We start from the raw sequence: 16666 nt of genomic DNA, 5'->3' as shown, positions 1-16666 counted from the left end.
TCATTATGAATTAAAATTTAACATTTATGCCTACTGCAAAGGTTTTCACGTAAGGGTAAGAGGAAAAACGACCTGCATTGGGTGTTTCAGGATCAATATCCAGGTCATCGAGTTTGGAAACCGAAAAGATATTGTTACCACTTACAAAAATCCTTGCTCCCTTAAAGCGTAAGCGTTGATTCAGGCTTCGTGGCGTACTATAGCCGATCTCGGCAGATCTGAGTTTTAAAAAATCTCCCGAATACAGCCAAAAGGTAGAGTTGGCAGTATTATTTCCATTATCTGAAATTCCAACACGAGGATATTTGGCCGTAGCCGCTGTGGCTGGAGTCCAGGTGTCTAAGCTTAGCTGATTTAGTCCATTTGGACCGGCGTACATGATATCAGAAAGATCTACTGTTCTGCCCTCTACACCCTGAAACTGTGCGCCGAAATCAAACTGTTTATATTTAATATTAAAGCCAAATCCATAAAATATTTTCGGAATATCTGTATAGTCGCTTGAAACGGCATCGTTTGCATCTATTACATTGTCATTGTTAATATCCTTGTATTTAAGATCGCCGGGTACAACGAGGCTTGAAAGGGTTTGTCTTGGACTGGCATTAATTTCTGCCTGGCTCTGAAAAATACCTTCGGCAATGTAATAATTTCCACCATTCACATATCGGCCTATTGTAGATTGATTGGGCAATACGTTTTCAGTTCTTTCCAAAATTACATTTTTAGCATACGTAAAGTTGGCGTTCGCACTGATCAGCACTTCACCAATTTTTTTATTGAAGGTTTCACTGGCATCAAATCCCTTGCTGCTTACCTTGCCCGAATTCACCTGCGCAATGGCGATTCCAACGATACCGGGTAAGTTGGCTGGTCCAAGTATATCAGTTCTTTTTTCATCAAAATAATCAAAAGACAAAGAAAACGCTCCTTTAAAAAAGTCTACGTCTGTACCCAGATTCAAGCGGTCAATTTTTTCCCAGGTGGTTAAGGGGTTACCCGCAGGACTTACCAACCTTGCCGTGGTTGATGTAGAAAAAGTAGAGCCCAGGAATGGTCCTGCATCTCTGGTAAACAGCGTACGGTATGGCAACCTAACCACATTACCATTGGCATCGTAAGTTGGGCCAATATTACCCGAACGACCATAAGACCCTCGTAATTTAAGGTAGCTAATCACTGAAACATCCTTCAGAAAATCTTCTTTGGAGATTAGCCACCCGGCCGATACTGCCGGAAAAAAGCCAAAACGTCTTCCCGGTGCATAATTCTCAGCCCCGGAATAGCTCCCTGTGAACCCCAGCATATAGCGCTGCTTGAAACTGTAATCTGCTCTCCCCACGAGCATACGGGAACGGTAATCCAATCGGTCTACCGCTGCACTTACATATTGTTGGGCACGTACATTGGCCTTTATCTGATGATCTGTGGCAATGGTTCTGTTGTAATCTAAGCCAAACCAGAGCTCATTATTTTTGGTATTGGTTTGAAAGGCTGCAGTTCGGTAAGCAATAACGGCTGGTGTACGATAAGTTTGTACAGGAGTGACTGTCTGATTAAAAACTGCATAATTTTCAGATAACCCATCGCCATAATTACCGTAGCCATCATAAGAAAAGAATAAGTTAGCTGAAAGGCCTTTGGTTATAAAATCCAGTTTTTGATCGGCCATGATGCTGGCCAGTAAAATATTAGTTGTAGTCCTGGAAAATCCTGTAGCCTGTAGCTGACCGAGGGGATTATTTTGAAAGAGCGAGGTTCCACCGTAAGATCCATCTGCATTTAAAATAGGAAAGGCATTGGGCGGTAAATTATACAAGTTGCTAAAAACAGTGCTGGTGCCATCTCCAACATCATTGCGCACTTCACTTCTTAGCCCTGCCAAAAGCGTTAAGGTAAGTGTTTTAGTAACATCATAGTCTAAATTGATACGGAAGTTATAACGTTTATAACCATAATTTGAATCGTAATTAGGGGTTTCGGTTTCTTTAAAAAGACCTTGCTGATTAAAGTAACTCACCGAGCTGAAATAACGTACCCTATTGTTCCCGCCACTAAAGGTAAGCGCGTACCGTTGGGTAGATGCCCTTTTGTTAAGAAAGCGATCTAAGTAGTTGTTGTCTGGATAGAGGTAGGGATCGGTATGATTTTTATAACCTTCTAAAGCCGCATCATTATAAGCTGGTGCCTGCCCGGCGTTGGTTAACCCGCGATTATACAGGGTGGCAAAATCAAAGGAGTTTAAGGGCTTAATGAGGTTACTGGCAGATTGAAAACCACCCTGAGCATCAAAAGAAATTAGGTTCTGCCCTACTTTACCTCTTTTTGTTGTTACCAGAATTGCGCCATTGCCTCCATTTAGGCCGTACCAGTTTAAGCCAGCAGCATCTTTTAATACCGTAACACTTTCAATTTCGCTAATATCCATATCTTCGAAATCGCGTTCAATTCCATCTACCAGAAAAGCTGGTGAAGAGCCTTGCGCATAAGACGATCTTCCACGGATTTGATAGGATACGTTTCCGCCACCTGGCTGATTACCTGTCCACCTGAACAAAAAGCCGCTCAACCTCCCGGCAAGTAAACCAGACAGGTTGCTGATGGGCACCTTACTGAGCTGGTTGTAGCGAAGCGAGCTCTGGGCATAATTCAGTTCTTCTCTGCTCCGTGTACCAAAGGGAATTTCTATTAATTTATCTGTTGAATCTGTCAGGTTACCATTTTCGCCCGTAACAGACTCCTGCTGATTAGTATTTTGTGCTAAGGCTGTGCAGGTATACAGATAGCATATGATGCCCAAAATAATGCCTGAACATTTAATATATCTTGTCATTTCTTATCTTTTAAATTATGTACAACTGAATAACTACCAGCCCGGATTCTGTTTCAATACACCGCTGGTTTTATTCATTTCTGCTCGGGGAATGGGGTATAAATACATGTTATCATTAAATACCTTTTTAAATGCGGGTAGTTCTACCACATTATAGCTGAAAGATCCGTTGGTATTTTTAATCACTTTCATCGCCTTCATTGGCTGAGCCACGATTTCCGCACCTTTTTTCCAGCGAAGAATATCCCACCAGCGCATGTCTTCGAAAGCGAACTCTATGGCGCGTTCGTTTCTAATGCGCTCCCGCATTTCGGATTGACTGAGCCCTGCTGGTAAAGCCGGCATTTTAGCCCGCAAGCGAATGGCATTCACTGCATTATAAACTTCAGCAGTCGGCCCTGCTTCTTCATTTAAAGCCTCCGCATAATTGATCAGTACTTCGGCATACCTGTAGAAAACATAATTAAGCAACGCTGATGCTGTTGAGCCCGAACGTGAAGCTTCCGGCCAAAGCCTTTTCAGGTAATAGCTGGTTTTGGTTATGGAAGTAGCGGTACTGATATCAGTTCCATAGGTTATAATACCCTGGGCATTGGGTTCTGATTGCCAGGTTTGTAGCGCCCTCCCCTGCCAGGTAGTATTGTTATAAAGAATGTTAACATAAAAGCGTGGGTCTCTGTTGAGATAAGGATTTTGCGGATTGTATCCCGAACTGGCATCGGTGATGGGTTTACCATTTGCCATTTCATAGAGATCAACATGGTTTTGAACAGGCGAAAGATTAGATTGTGCCCCACCAAAACTTGTAGGAATCAAAAAATCGCTGAGGTAGGTACCAATAAATCCTCTTCCGCCGCGTGGCCAGATGCGGATATATTCATTAGAGTTGGCCACGGTTAATACGTTGGCATAATTGGGCTCCAGTGAAAATTTATTTAAGTCTATAATTGATTTTGATGCGTCTGCGGCCTTCTTCCATTTCGCTAAATCGTTGCTGGGATTATTTAAGGGGCTGGCATCAAATAATAGTACCCTGGCCTTAAGCGCCATCACTGCAGCCCCCGTAGCCCTGTTAGATTGTGCTGCCGGATTGGGCCAATCAGCATTGGTTAATGGCAACAGCGTGATGGCCTGTTCCAGATCACTTAAAATCAGCGCAAATGTTTCTGCATAACTACTGCGGGGAAAATCTGTAGAAGCCTCGGTAAAATCCTGTGGTTGGGTTAATATTACTACCCCTCCAAAGCGTCTTAAAAGCTCAAAGTAAAAGTATGCACGCAGATAAAGCTGTTCACCCTTGATATAATTGGCGTTATAAAGCGCTGTCCATGGCGTTTTATCCATGTTTGCCAGCATCAGGTTCGCATTTCTGATTCCACGGTACATCTGGGTGTAAATACCTGCTACATCTGAGGCTCCGGGATCTAAAAATTGTCCGCTGTTCATTGCCGCCACTTCTATCTGACCATTATTGGCAATGGATTCATCTGTAAATTGTGAGGTCATTCCCTTGTACCCGCTCAGGCGACCATAATCTGAAATAGAAAAGGTATAGGTGAAATCCCCAAAACGTGAGGCCAGCAGTGGGTCTTTAAAAACTTCTTCAAGGTCGCTCTGAATACCCACATCACGCTGTAAAAAATCCTTTTTGCAAGAATAACCAGTGGAGAGAAAAACGAAAAATAAAAGATATATGAACTTTTTCATGATGATAACCTTTAATTAGAGTGATAAATTGAGGCCAAAATTGAAAACCTTAGTGGTGGGAATAGTGGCAATAGAGGAGGCATAGGCATTTCCCGACAAACTATTTTCAGGGTCTATGCCATAGAAATTCGTCCAGGTTTTTAAGTTCTGACCACTAACAAATACCGTAAGACTATTTAACCGAAGTCTGGTTATCCATTTTTTAGGCAAACTGTAACTGAGCTGCACATTTCGTAATTTGATATAGGAAGCATCTTGTAATATAAAGTCGTTGAGACTTTCATTAGGGTTTGCATTCAAGCCCGGACGAATTACCGGCCAGCTAGCATTGGTATTGCCAGGGGTCCATCTATTCAACATCGGTGCATAATACTGGTTAAGACCGCCACTTTGAAACACCACATTAGAGCTTACATTCGTTACCGCATTAAACAGTGCCGACAATTGAAAACCCTTGTAACCAAACTGCATGTTTAAGCTTGCATTGTACTCTGGAATATTTGAATGTCCAATGGCCATTACATCCTGGTTATTGATGATTCCATCGCCGTTAACATCCTGATATTTAAAGTCGCCGGGTATGGAAGAATAGGCAGTAATTTTATTCAGCGGACTACTGTCTATATCCTTTTGATCTGCATAAAAACCCAAAACATGGTAGCCGAAATAGGTACCAATCGGCCTGCCAGTTACCCGCAGGTTCTCTGCAAGACCGGGCGCTTCGTCCAGTACTCTGCGTTCATTTCTGGCATAACTCAGGTTGCCTGTAAAGGAATAGGTAAAATCTTTAATCTTATCCCGGTAGGTTACTGAAAGTTCATACCCATGGTTATAATTAATACCATAATTGGTACTCGGTACAGTAGCGCCATAAGTAGCAAAACTCGTTGCTGAACGGGTAGTCAAAATATCCGAACGCTCATCATCAAAAAGGTCTGCTGTAATATTCAGCTTATCCTTGAATAGGGACAAATCAAGGCCGAGATTTCTTTTTAAGGAAACCTCAAAGGTGATAAATGGATTGCCATATTGTAATTGGGTATAAGTTGGTGCGCTGAAGTTACTGTTCGGATTTCCAAACACTACGCTTGAACCGGCCCCAAATCTATTCTGATAATAGAAACGGCTTGTACCTGGACTGGGAATCCCTACACGTCCAATAGAACCGCGAATTTTAAGCATGCTGATCCAGGTCAGTTTTTTCATCCATTCCTCGTTGGCCAGGTTATAACCTAACGTTGCTGCCGGGAAAAATCCGTAACGATAACCTTTGGCATAGTTTTCCGAACCATTATAAGTGGCACTGGCTGTTAAAAAGTATTTATTTCCGTAGTTATAAGTGGCCTCCGAAATAATTCCCTGGTTGGCATAAGGAGCGGCAGCCGCAGCCGATCCCTGAAGTTCGCGCTGACCGATTAGATTAGCACTCAGGTTATGCTTGCCGAAAGACCTGCCGTAGGTTAAAAATAACTGGAGATTCGTTTTGGTAAAACCACTTCTTGAATAGGCAGGTGCTCCAAAAAAATCATTATACGTACCACCCACCGGCGTTAGTGCCAAAGTGTTTCTGTCCAGCTCGAGGTAGCCAATACTTCCACGCTGCAACTTTCCGGATAATTGTGTGGCATCATAACCAAACTGAGCCTTAAAGCTCAAGCCCTGGGTTAAAAAATCAAGTTTTTGCCTTACTGTGAAAATCGATTCGGCGATATTGTTATCGGTAAAGGCATATCCACCATAGGTTAGCAAAGCGTAAGGATTGAAAGCATTTACCCCTCCCAGCCCATAGTTTACAATGTGGTTGTAATTTCCATCCAGAGCAATAATTTTGGGATCGTCAGAATTGATATATTCCTTAAAAAACGGTGCTGCCCATGAAGGCATTTTTAAGGCGCGGCCAACAAGTCCTTCAATACCGTTACTTACTACTCCGGCTGGATCGTTGTATTCACTCATTCCGGCAGGGCTGTAACGGTGTTCGTTCCTGCCTGCAAGATTGACTTCAAAATTAGTGGTCTTGGTTAGGTCTATGCTTACCCTGGCCCTGAAGTTGTAACGGCTATAGCTTGGAGAAGTCGAATAATCTAATGGGGTTTTAAACTCCTTAAAGTTTCCTTCTTCTCGCATGTGGCTAAAAGAAGTAAAGTATTTTACTTTTTCAGTTCCGCCTGAAATGGTTAAGTTTTGCTGATTTTGCATCCAATGATCTTTAACCAGTTCATCATACCACATCACATTTGGGTAAAGCAGTGGATTGCCATTTCCAGCCTTAAAAATGGCTAAATCCTGATCGGTAAAGGTTCGCGACTCACCGACGTTTGACTGGCCTTCGCTTAACAGCATGGCACTCTCATACGCCCCCAGAATTTCAGGACGGGAGGTTGAACTGATAATGCCCAGATTACCGGAAAGCGTTACCCTGGCCGGCCCCTCTACCCCTCTTTTGGTAGTGACTACAAACACACCGTTTGCACCTTTCAAACCATATAATGCTGTAGATGAAGCATCTTTAAGGACGTTAATACTTTCAATTTCATTGGGATCGATATCACCGAAGGAAGTCCGTTCAACACCATCAACAATGATAAGGGCTGTAGCTGAGGGTGAGACCTGTCCGCGGATATACAAAGCTGCACCGTTAATCCCCGGACGACCGGAGGTTTGCTGCACCACTAAGCCGGGAACTCGACCGGCCAAAGCATTATTGACATTGGTAACTGGTGCCTTTAATAAATCCTGACCAGAAACGGTACTAATGGCAGCAGTAACAGCTGATCTTCTTTGTGTAGAATAACCGTTTACCACCACTTCACTGAGCGAGCTGCTTGTAGCGGTCAAACTTACACTGATTACGCTGGCAGCACCTACGGTTACTTCTTTGCTTTCGAAGCCAATGGTCGAAAAAACAAGCACCTGACCACGATTAACGTTTATCTTATATTTCCCATCCAGATCGGTTTGAACACCGCTAGTGGTTCCCTTTATTCTGATCGTTGCGCCCGGAATGGGTTGGCTCTTTTCATCCTTTACGGTACCGGTTATTTCCTGATACGGCAACATAGCGCTCGTAGTAACGGCGCTGGTGGTTATATTTATTGGCTTGGCGGAAAGTGCCTGTGCTTGACACCAAAATGCAACAACCACAAAAAACCAGCGTTTGGGCCTGAGGTTTAATTTCTTTATCATTTATTTGATATATGGTTAGAATTATAGGTTTTTAATACTTTCGCTTTTCGCGCATAATGCATCTTTAGGATACCATACACGCGTCCTCATAAATCCCCTAAAAGGGTTCAGGTTTTATCAGCTATATTTAGGAAAGGAAATAGGAAAGCATTACGATAGCGTTTTTATTAAGTTTGATTTAGGCTTGTAAGCTAAACCTGGTGCCGGGGAATGCCGATTAAACAGCAGGGCCTTTTCAATGTACTGGCTCGTAATTCAGATGTTGTGTTTTCCGCATTGGCAATAGCCAGGATGGTTGGGAATTGGGTTTTCATACTTAGTTAGGTTTATTATTTGGTTAACACAAATCTATATGCATATCTCCTTCAGAGGGTTCACTTTTGTACGGAAATGGTTTGTTTTTGTACAGATTGAGGATATCCGCAATTTATTTCCCCAAAGCTTAAAATTTGCAACTGAAACTAGCCTAAATGAATTCGGTTTAGCACTCGCAATTATTTTACCGCTTCTTTATGATTTACGGTATTGGCTGCCACCTTACGAAGATACCGGGCAAATTCTTCCGATACCTTTTCTGGCTTAAATCTGATCTTTTTAATGGAATCATTAAACAAGATGCTATACCAGACTAATCCACCTAAGTACTTCCCTGCATCGTTGGCATGGTTAGGATCGAACACCAGCTCGTTTTTATTCCAGAAGTACCCAATATTGATGGAATGGGTCTGATCTGGTAGATTTGGAGCTGTGGGCTGATGATAATTAAATGTAAGATCGGGTTTGAAGCCATATATCTTATCGTTGGCCACGACTTCGAAAGCATCACCGACAGGTAAAATTGGGGCATTGATGCGTTTTGCCAGGAGATGATAAGCCTCACGGGATTTCTGCCACATTTTCTGCTGGTTCTTCGCGAGTTCACCTTCGGTTATACGACCAAACTTTTTGGCATCGGCACGGTAGGCCCAGGTTTGATGGATGAAAATACGGGCCTGAGGTTGCAGTGCCTTCAGGTAGGCAATGAGTTTACTGGCATAAGGATAGTAGCTTGAAGAATCTGCTGAAAGGAAAGAATATTGCTGTATGGTAACGATATCCCAGTTCCCTTGTCCCAACAACATTTTTAACGATTTGCCACCGTAAGGTTTTCCCTTGGGATCATCAGGATTGGCTTCTGCTTTTTCTACATAGCTCCAATGCTGTTCAAGAGAATGCCCTCCAAGTTCAGCGTGCCCTATAACGAGTATTTTTCCTCTTTCTTTTGCCAGTTGAGGTAAAAAAGTGGATGCGTTTTGCGAAAAGCTGTTTCCTATAATAAATAAGCGTAATGTATCTCGCTGGGTTTGGGCAAAAACATCTCCAGCCAGGCAAACCAGCAGAAGAAAATGAATGCTGAATTTCATTAAAACCGTAAACCGTAGTTTCATATTAATCTTCATATTAATAATTTTAATTTACCTGTTTTGGCTTCCTCAGATATTCGAACAATTGCGTTCCTGCCAGCAAAAATGCGCCCACGCCATAAACCTCGGTACTACTGGCATTTACCGCATCCGGACTTGCGCCTATTGGCTGTACGTAACCCAGCATACCATCTTCATGAACCGCAGATACCAGGGCTTTCCATGATTTTTCTACTATAGGAAGATATTGCTGCTTTTCTAAAACTCCATGATTTAAGCCCCAGGCAATGGCATAACAAAAAAAGCCGGTACCGCTCATCTCCTTAACCGGGAAACTCGCAGGATCCAGTAATGAAGCATGCCAGCTGCCATCTGCCTGTTGTAATCCGGCAACCCTGGATACCATATCCTTATAAAGCTGAATTGATTTACTTCTATCGGGATGGTTTTTCGGCATATTCTCCAACACCCTTACCAGGCCAGCCAAAACCCATCCATTGCCTCTCGACCAGAATATTTTCTGTCCGTTTTTCTCTCTTTTAGTAAAGAAACTCTCATCTCTAAAAAACAGCTTTTCAGTAGGGTCGTATAAAAATTCTGTGGTTTTCCACCATAGCTTAACTGCTGTGTTCAGATACTTTTCTTCTTTAGTAGCAGTGCTCAGATAAGCCAGTGAAGGAGGCCCCATGAAAAGCGCATCGCACCAGGCCCACTCTCTTTTTTGGATATTATTTTTCCAGTTTAGCGGTTCGTCATGTGGCTGACTTATAATACTATCGGCCTGCAAAATAAAAGGAGCAATCATTCTTTTCTTTTTGAATTTACTGTAGAGTTGCGCATAAGTTTGCCCTACGCAATAGTCATCTGCATGAAAGCGCAAATGCCCGGTATTCCAGCCTAGCTCATCGCCAATATCCACCAGCGTTTTCAGGTAATGTTCATTGCCCTTCAGGTTACCGAACGCAAAAATACCGGTGTAGCAAGCACCATTGGTCCAATCTGCTTTCCGATGATTAAAACCTTTATTTTTCCAGGTATTCAATTGCCAGTCGGCCACCCGCTGCATCGTTTTAAAAATGTTTGCACTTTCCAAAATAGAATCCCTTTTTACGGGTGACTGGCTGGAAAAGGCACTAAGTACGCTACAACCACTAAATATTAAAATCAAAAGCAGGCGTTTTAAATTCATATCTTTCATTTCTTAATTGATTATTTTTGATAAACCCTTACATAATCTACTTCGAACCTGGCTGGAAATGTAGTTTTGGAGGGATCGCCCCCTTGTTTACCCCCTATTGCCAGGTCGAGTAACATATAATGCGGTTGTTTAAAAGGATTAATATTGGTACCATTCTGGTTAACCAGTTGGTTTAATGACACCTTGTTTAAAAGCTGGTTATCTACGTAAAGCGCAATGCTGTTTTCGTCCCAATCCATTCGCCAAATGTGAAATTGATCTGCCCAGGCCTGACCACCCAGGGAATCTATATTTTTCTCCGTGCTAAACCAGGCATCTTTTCGATCTGCCCCCATAAAGGCGATATTGGCGAGCAGCTTTTTCCGGTAGTATTCCATGATATCGATTTCACCAGTTGCTGGCCAGGATCCTTTAGTTCCCAATGTCCACCAGGCTGGCCAAATGCCATCGCGGATATCAATTTTGCCACGCATTACAAACCTGCCGTAAAGCCAGCTGTGCAAGCCCTGTGTTTTGATGCTGGCAGAAGTATAATCGGCTTCTCTCCTCTTCTTTTTCCAGTCGCTACTTCCCTCCTTAAAATTAGGGTTTGCCTTTTTTTCTCTTTTTGCCTCGAGGATTAGTTTTCCCTTTTCATACCATGCATTTTCCCGTTGATACCATTGATATTCTTCATTGCGCTCAAATCCGAGCTCGTAAGTCCAGTTAGCCGGATTGGGTGCACCATTGCTGTTAAATTCTTCGGCCCACACCAATTTGTAACCATTGGCAAGGAGTGCAGGAGGCTTAGGATATTTCTTTTGCTGGGCTCCTGCCGATAAACCGATGCATATGGCACAGCTCAACAATAAAGTTTGGCGTAAATGTTTTTTCATGGCGAATAATTTATTGATATCCATTTAAACGTAAAGGCATAAGGGTTGGGAATGTCCAGGCGTAATCGTGTGTGGTATACATAATTGGCCGATATGGTGCCAGAAAATCATCAAATTGTTGTGAAGGGTAAATTCCATTCATCGCCTCCAGCAGGTTGGCCGGCCAGAAGCCTGTTATGGTATGAACGGAGCCTGTATCCGGATTTTTGAAAAATTTCCACTCTTCAGGGTGTTGATTGTAGTACAACAAATAATCGAGCGCCTTTTTAAATGATGCCCCATCTCGCGAGGCCTCAAAAAGGTTTTCTCCCGTCTGATTATAAATTATCCAGCTGGATGCTGTAAGTGGTGCTAAAGAGAAGTAAGTATACCAAATGCCTTTTCCCTGGCGCTTTACTTCTTCAACCAGGTGGCCATCTGCTGCAATCTTATCGAAAAGATCCTTTTTAATCAAAGTGATGTTTTGTTGCATATCTTCCTGGTCTTCCAGATAGGTGTCGGCCAGGATAGAGGCCAAACGAGACCAATCGCCCGAGTTGTTGTTCCGATACCGGATGCTGTTTGCAGCAGCACGAAATACATTTTTAGTCCACCATTTAAACTGCGTAACATCCTTGGGCTGCCATCTTTTATAACCCTTAAGCAAATCTGCGCTGATCATTAAGGTGGTACCAGAATAGGACATCACCAGTGAACCATCCAGTTGAGAATACTTTTTATTAACAGACGCCCAGGCATTCAGGAAATAAACAGCTTTATCTGCATATTTGGTTTTCCCACTCAACTGATAAGCTAAGGCACAACTATAAGCCGAAAACCCATCAACCTGGAGTGCCCGGGAAGTTCGGCGATGTGTTTCCTTATCTGCATAAAATCCCGGAATACTGAAGTCTTCTACCGCATGTTGGGTCACCAGCAGGGCTGAATCTGCCTGGATTAACAAGGCCTTATAGGCTGATAAATAAGGCTCTTTTTTGGCTTTGAGCTGTTTTTTAACAAAATCAATCTGTTGTTGCGGATGCATCCCCTTGAGTTGATGTTGGGCAAAGACTTGCTGACCTGGCAGGGCACACAAGAGGCCGGTTGCCAATAAAATAAAAAGAAAAATTTTTAAACGATTCATGGGTTTTATTTGGTTAATGATAGGGGCTTCAATGATGCAATAGGCCCCTTTATAGATAGATTTATACTAAAACCGGCTTAGTAACCGCTATTGGCAGGGTGCATACCCGGTATGAGTTTATTAAACGGCATTATTCTCTGAACTATAGCGCTTTTTATATTCAGACGGGCTGGTTTCAAATTGTTTTTTGAAGCAAACACTAAAATATTTGGCGTTATTAAACCCGGTTTGATAAGCCACTTCGGCCACTGTTAAATCTGCATGTTCCAGCAAATAGGCACTTCTTTTAAGTCTGATGTTTAAAATAAATTCTTTGATAGACATGCCCACAATATCATTAATCTTTTGGTAGAGAATTGTTCTTCCAGTGTTCATATCAGACACAAAATCGTCTACTGAATAATTCGGATTGGCCATGTTCTGCTCAATAAACTTCATGGCCTTAATCAGCAATTCCTCATCCATAGAAGTAATGGTCACATTAGAAGGATCGACTACCAGCCGCTTGCTGTACATTTCCCTCATCTCTTGCTGATTCTTCAAGATGGTATCAATCTGCTGAATAAGGTATTCTACTTCAAAAGGTTTATCGATAAAAACTGTTGCCCCATGTTCCAGCGCCTTGGTTTTATTCTGGTGTACATCGCCCATACCCGAAATCATTACGATGGGAATGTGGCTGGTTTTAAAGTTCTGCCGCAAATGACTGCATACCTCAAATCCATTGGTATTAGGCATCACCAGATCGGTAATAATCAATTGAGGATAGATTTTTTCAGCTTTAATAATGCCCTCCATACCATCGCTGGCTAAGTATACATTATACTTTTCCGATAGTCGGCGTTCCAGATAGTTTCGCAGGTTTGGATCATCATCAATTAATAAAATGCTGGTAGATTTCCTCACATTCTTTAGTGAATGATCGGGTTCCTCGGCTTCTAAAAGGATATCATCAATTTCTGAGATGGTATAATCGTATACGTTCGACTGCATATCTCCGGAGCCGGCTTCTTTTTTAAGCGGCAGCATCATGGTAAAAGAAACCTTATTGGTTTTATTCACCATCCAGATTTCTCCTTCAATGGCATCTACGAGTTCCTTCACAATGGCAAGGCCAAGTCCCGAGCTTTCTTCAAATGTGGGGCGATAAGAGGATAATCGGTTAAAGGATGTAAATAACGATGCAATCTGCTCTTCGGAAAACCCGATACTGGTGTTTAATACCTCTACAGAGATATATTCACATTCCTGGTGATTTGGCGCAACACCTAACCGTAACTGTTCTTCGGCCGTAGATTGATAAATCCTTACGCCCACATAGCCCTTGTTTGAGGTATATTTTAAGGCATTGGAGAAAAGATTGGTTAAAATCTTTTCAATAATATCATAATCAAAGGCCACATATAAATGGTCTTCATGGGCGGTCATATTGGTTTCTATTTCCTTTTTGTTCGCATAGAGCTCAAAAAGGCCAAAAACATCATGTACAAAACTGATAAAATCGCCAACCTGAGGATTTAAGGTTACCTTCTGACTTTCAATCTCCCTAAAACGCAGCAATTGACTGATTGTACGGTGTATGCGGGCAACATTCTTCTCAATTAATTGCATATAGCCTGTTGCATGGTCATTTTTCTGAACAGTTTCTTTTAGCTGCTTCAGTGGTTCGAGTACCAGGGTGAGTGGGGTTTTCAGATCATGGGAAATATTAGTAAAAAAATCTGTCCTTGCTTGGTTTAAATCCCGCATATTCTGTTCTTTCAGCGCTTCTAAAGCCAATCGTTCCTTGAAAACCTTCTTATTGGTATAATAACGCATGATGAAAAACAAGAGTCCCAGACCAATTAAAGTATAGATGGAATAGGCCCACCAGGACAAGAAAAACGGTGGATTTACATGAAAGTAAAGTCTCGAAATCTCGTTACCCCAGAGCCCGTCATTATTAGAGGCCTTGATCTCAAAGATGTAATCTCCGCTCGGCAAATTGAAAAACTGAACAGCATGTTGACTGGTATTCATTTTAAGCCACTTATCACTTAAGCCAACCATGCGATACGAAAACTGATTTTTATCTGCGGATAAATAGCTGTTTGACGAAAAACGGATTTCAATATTTGACTGATTACTGGAAAGTGAAATCCTTCCCTCCTTGTGATTGCTTAGCGTAGAAATATCTTTGGTTAATGGAGAATCTTTGGAGACATTGTTTACCTGTTGATTGTTGATTAACAAGCTGGTAAAAAACACCCTTGGCTTTTGTAAGTTTTTATTGAGGTATTGCGGATCAAAAAGCAAAAAGCCGTTTGTACCTCCAAATAACATCTCTCCATTTTTGGTTTTGTAGGCCGACCTTAAATAAAAGGAGCCACAACTGTTTGCGTTATAAAACCTGGCTTTTTCAAACTTTTGAGCTTTCTGACCGAAAAAGTACAGCCCTTCATTGGTGCTGAACCAAATATTTCCTGAAACATCATCTTCAAGAATACCAAAAACGATTTTAGGAGGAAAACCATTGGTACTGTTAAAATTAAGGTAGCGCCCGTCCTTCTTTAAAATATTGACACCCCTTCCTGAAGTACCGAGCCAAAGGTCGCCGTTTGATGCTTCATAATAGCTGCAAAGGTGATTTACCGAATAAGGGCCATTCTTGATCACGTAATGACGCATTACTTTAAGCGTTTTGGGATCTGCAATATACAGGCCCTGATGGCTAACCAGACGAAGATTTTGTTGCTGATCGAGCGAAATCGCCTCGATTTCTACATCTAAAGCCTGGCCATTTTCCCCGATAAGTTTAACAATCTCAGTCTCTGCATCGGCCTGGCTTTTCTTCCGGTGGAAAAAGTTTTTATCGGGATCCGTCATCCACCAGGTACCTTCGGCATCGCGAACAAAATCATACACGGTTAAAGGCTGTTTATTTCCGGGAAAAAGGATGTTGAGGTTACTGAAACGCTTTGTAGCCATTTCATATGCAGAAATTCCTCCGTTGAAAGAAGAAATAAATAAGTTTTTTCGCTCGGGATCAAATTTTAGGCGCTTAACCATGTTAGAATTGATGGAGTTGGCTTCTGACTTGGTAAAATGGCGAAAAGTATCATCCTTCCGGTTCCAATAGTTGAGCCCACCGCCCTCTGTAGCAATCCAAACATTGCCCAGATCATCTTCCTGAAAACCACTTACCACCGGGTGGTTAAGTCCGCCAAGGCTGGGTGTAAAATAACGAACATAAGCATCATAAAGTGAACAATAAGCAATCTTTCCGCCATAAGTGCCAATCCAGGCGCCCTGATCTGGGTCACCGTAAATGGTCCAGATAGAGTTATTTGGCAGCGAAAAGGCATCGTTCAGATTCATTTTAAGCAGCTTGCTGATTTGGGTTTGCGGATCATAAAGCAGCAGTCCTGACTGTGTGGCTACCCACATCATACCCACCTGGTCAATAAAGATTTTTTTGGCCATAGTGGTTTGGTTACCCGCAGCAGCTATTGAAATATTTTTCTTAACTACACCTTTCGCATCGGTTACGAAAATACCTCCCCGTTGGGTAAGAAAATAGTAATCGCCCTGATAGGCCACTGCATCGTTCACCACAAAGGAGGTTTGTCCCAGATTGGCAAAAACTGCAAAGCGTGCTGTTCTGGTATTGAACTTGTACAGTAAATTTTCCTGAGAGAGATAAATATTTCCCTTCAGGCTGATCACACTATTGAAATACTTGCTGGTAGGAAGCTTGATTTTTTTAGAAACCCTTTTTTCCCGATCGTATATAAACAGGCTGTCGCCAGAGAGCATGTAAACATTACCGTCGTTATGGAGACAGATGGAACGGATTTTTCCCGGGAGAATCAAATCAAAATTAAACTGCTCATAGTTAAACTTTAACAAACCGTGATTGGTGGCCAAAAACAATCCCCCCTTCTTATCGGTTACCAGAGAACCGTAAGCCCATTTTACCTTGGGATTGCTCTTTGAGGCCAATTCATTCAACTGATAAAAACTGTTTCCATCATACATAAAAACAGCATCCGGCCCAGTATACCAGATTCTCCCCAAACTATCTTTGGTGATGCTCTGAATACCTCCGTAATACGATGTTTCGGGCATCACATGAAACCGATACCTGGAAATATCAATTGCAGCCGCACTTTTAAGCAGAAATGCACAGCAACAAAATAGCAAATAAGAGATTTTCCGGATATCCATAAGGTCAAAAAGCAGAAGCAGGTAAAGTCTTGAATTTGAAATTACCATTAAAATTTTTTATCTATAAATTTATTTCGATTTCTATTTTATTTTATCTCAATAGCTTATTGGATTCAGCTAAGATCCGCACTATAA

General features: G+C 42.1%; 9 protein-coding genes. All 9 read right to left on the bottom strand.

Features of this window, described 5'->3' with window-relative positions:
- Positions 1-10: 10 nt before the first annotated feature.
- The 9 genes from U859_RS0121995 to U859_RS0121955 all read right to left on the bottom strand — a co-directional run bounded on the left by U859_RS0121995 (position 11) and on the right by U859_RS0121955 (position 16579).
- Complete coding sequence (locus U859_RS0121995) at positions 11-2833, bottom strand: SusC/RagA family TonB-linked outer membrane protein (RefSeq protein WP_025145448.1); 2823 nt, start codon at positions 2831-2833, stop codon at positions 11-13.
- A gap of 33 nt (positions 2834-2866) precedes the next feature.
- Positions 2867-4540 (bottom strand): RagB/SusD family nutrient uptake outer membrane protein, encoded by a 1674-nt coding sequence (locus U859_RS0121990; protein ID WP_025145447.1) that lies wholly within the window; start codon positions 4538-4540, stop codon positions 2867-2869.
- Positions 4541-4555: 15 nt separating this feature from the next.
- The gene (locus tag U859_RS0121985) at positions 4556-7726 is read right to left on the bottom strand and encodes a SusC/RagA family TonB-linked outer membrane protein (RefSeq protein ID WP_025145446.1); all 3171 of its coding nucleotides are present in this window, start codon (positions 7724-7726) and stop codon (positions 4556-4558) included.
- Positions 7727-7917: 191 nt separating this feature from the next.
- A complete protein-coding gene (locus U859_RS32525) occupies positions 7918-8040 on the bottom strand; it encodes a hypothetical protein (RefSeq protein WP_262496808.1) in 123 nt (40 codons plus the stop codon).
- Between the two features lie 180 nt (positions 8041-8220).
- On the bottom strand, positions 8221-9165 hold the full coding sequence (locus tag U859_RS0121975; RefSeq protein ID WP_029986040.1) for a DUF4886 domain-containing protein: 945 nt from the start codon (positions 9163-9165) through the stop codon (positions 8221-8223).
- Positions 9166-9175: 10 nt separating this feature from the next.
- Positions 9176-10327 carry a glycoside hydrolase family 105 protein gene (locus tag U859_RS0121970; protein ID WP_029986038.1) on the bottom strand — a complete coding sequence of 384 codons (1152 nt, stop codon included), beginning with the start codon at positions 10325-10327 and terminating at the stop codon, positions 9176-9178.
- Between the two features lie 11 nt (positions 10328-10338).
- The gene (locus U859_RS0121965; RefSeq protein WP_025145443.1) at positions 10339-11202 is read right to left on the bottom strand and encodes a family 16 glycosylhydrolase; all 864 of its coding nucleotides are present in this window, start codon (positions 11200-11202) and stop codon (positions 10339-10341) included.
- A 10-nt stretch (positions 11203-11212) separates the two neighbouring features.
- Positions 11213-12325 (bottom strand): alginate lyase family protein, encoded by a 1113-nt coding sequence (locus U859_RS0121960; protein WP_025145442.1) that lies wholly within the window; start codon positions 12323-12325, stop codon positions 11213-11215.
- Positions 12326-12445: 120 nt separating this feature from the next.
- The gene (locus tag U859_RS0121955) at positions 12446-16579 is read right to left on the bottom strand and encodes a hybrid sensor histidine kinase/response regulator transcription factor (RefSeq protein WP_025145441.1); all 4134 of its coding nucleotides are present in this window, start codon (positions 16577-16579) and stop codon (positions 12446-12448) included.
- Positions 16580-16666 lie beyond the last annotated feature (87 nt).

The organism is Pedobacter jeongneungensis (assembly GCF_000633455.1).
GTDB classification, from domain to species: Bacteria; Bacteroidota; Bacteroidia; order Sphingobacteriales; family Sphingobacteriaceae; genus Pedobacter; species Pedobacter jeongneungensis_A.
This window is presented reverse-complemented; position numbering and strand designations above follow the sequence as displayed.

What these genes read in the sequence shown, in the direction of transcription:
- U859_RS0121975 (WP_029986040.1), bottom strand. Translation starts at nt 9,165, where the DNA reads ATGAAGATTAATATGAAACTACGGTTTACGGTTTTAATGAAATTCAGC.
- U859_RS0121995 (WP_025145448.1), bottom strand. Translation starts at nt 2,833, where the DNA reads ATGACAAGATATATTAAATGTTCAGGCATTATTTTGGGCATCATATGC.
- U859_RS0121965 (WP_025145443.1), bottom strand. Translation starts at nt 11,202, where the DNA reads ATGAAAAAACATTTACGCCAAACTTTATTGTTGAGCTGTGCCATATGC.
- U859_RS32525 (WP_262496808.1), bottom strand. Translation starts at nt 8,040, where the DNA reads ATGAAAACCCAATTCCCAACCATCCTGGCTATTGCCAATGCGGAAAAC.
- U859_RS0121970 (WP_029986038.1), bottom strand. Translation starts at nt 10,327, where the DNA reads ATGAAAGATATGAATTTAAAACGCCTGCTTTTGATTTTAATATTTAGT.
- U859_RS0121990 (WP_025145447.1), bottom strand. Translation starts at nt 4,540, where the DNA reads ATGAAAAAGTTCATATATCTTTTATTTTTCGTTTTTCTCTCCACTGGT.
- U859_RS0121985 (WP_025145446.1), bottom strand. Translation starts at nt 7,726, where the DNA reads ATGATAAAGAAATTAAACCTCAGGCCCAAACGCTGGTTTTTTGTGGTT.
- U859_RS0121960 (WP_025145442.1), bottom strand. Translation starts at nt 12,325, where the DNA reads ATGAATCGTTTAAAAATTTTTCTTTTTATTTTATTGGCAACCGGCCTC.
- U859_RS0121955 (WP_025145441.1), bottom strand. Translation starts at nt 16,579, where the DNA reads ATGGTAATTTCAAATTCAAGACTTTACCTGCTTCTGCTTTTTGACCTT.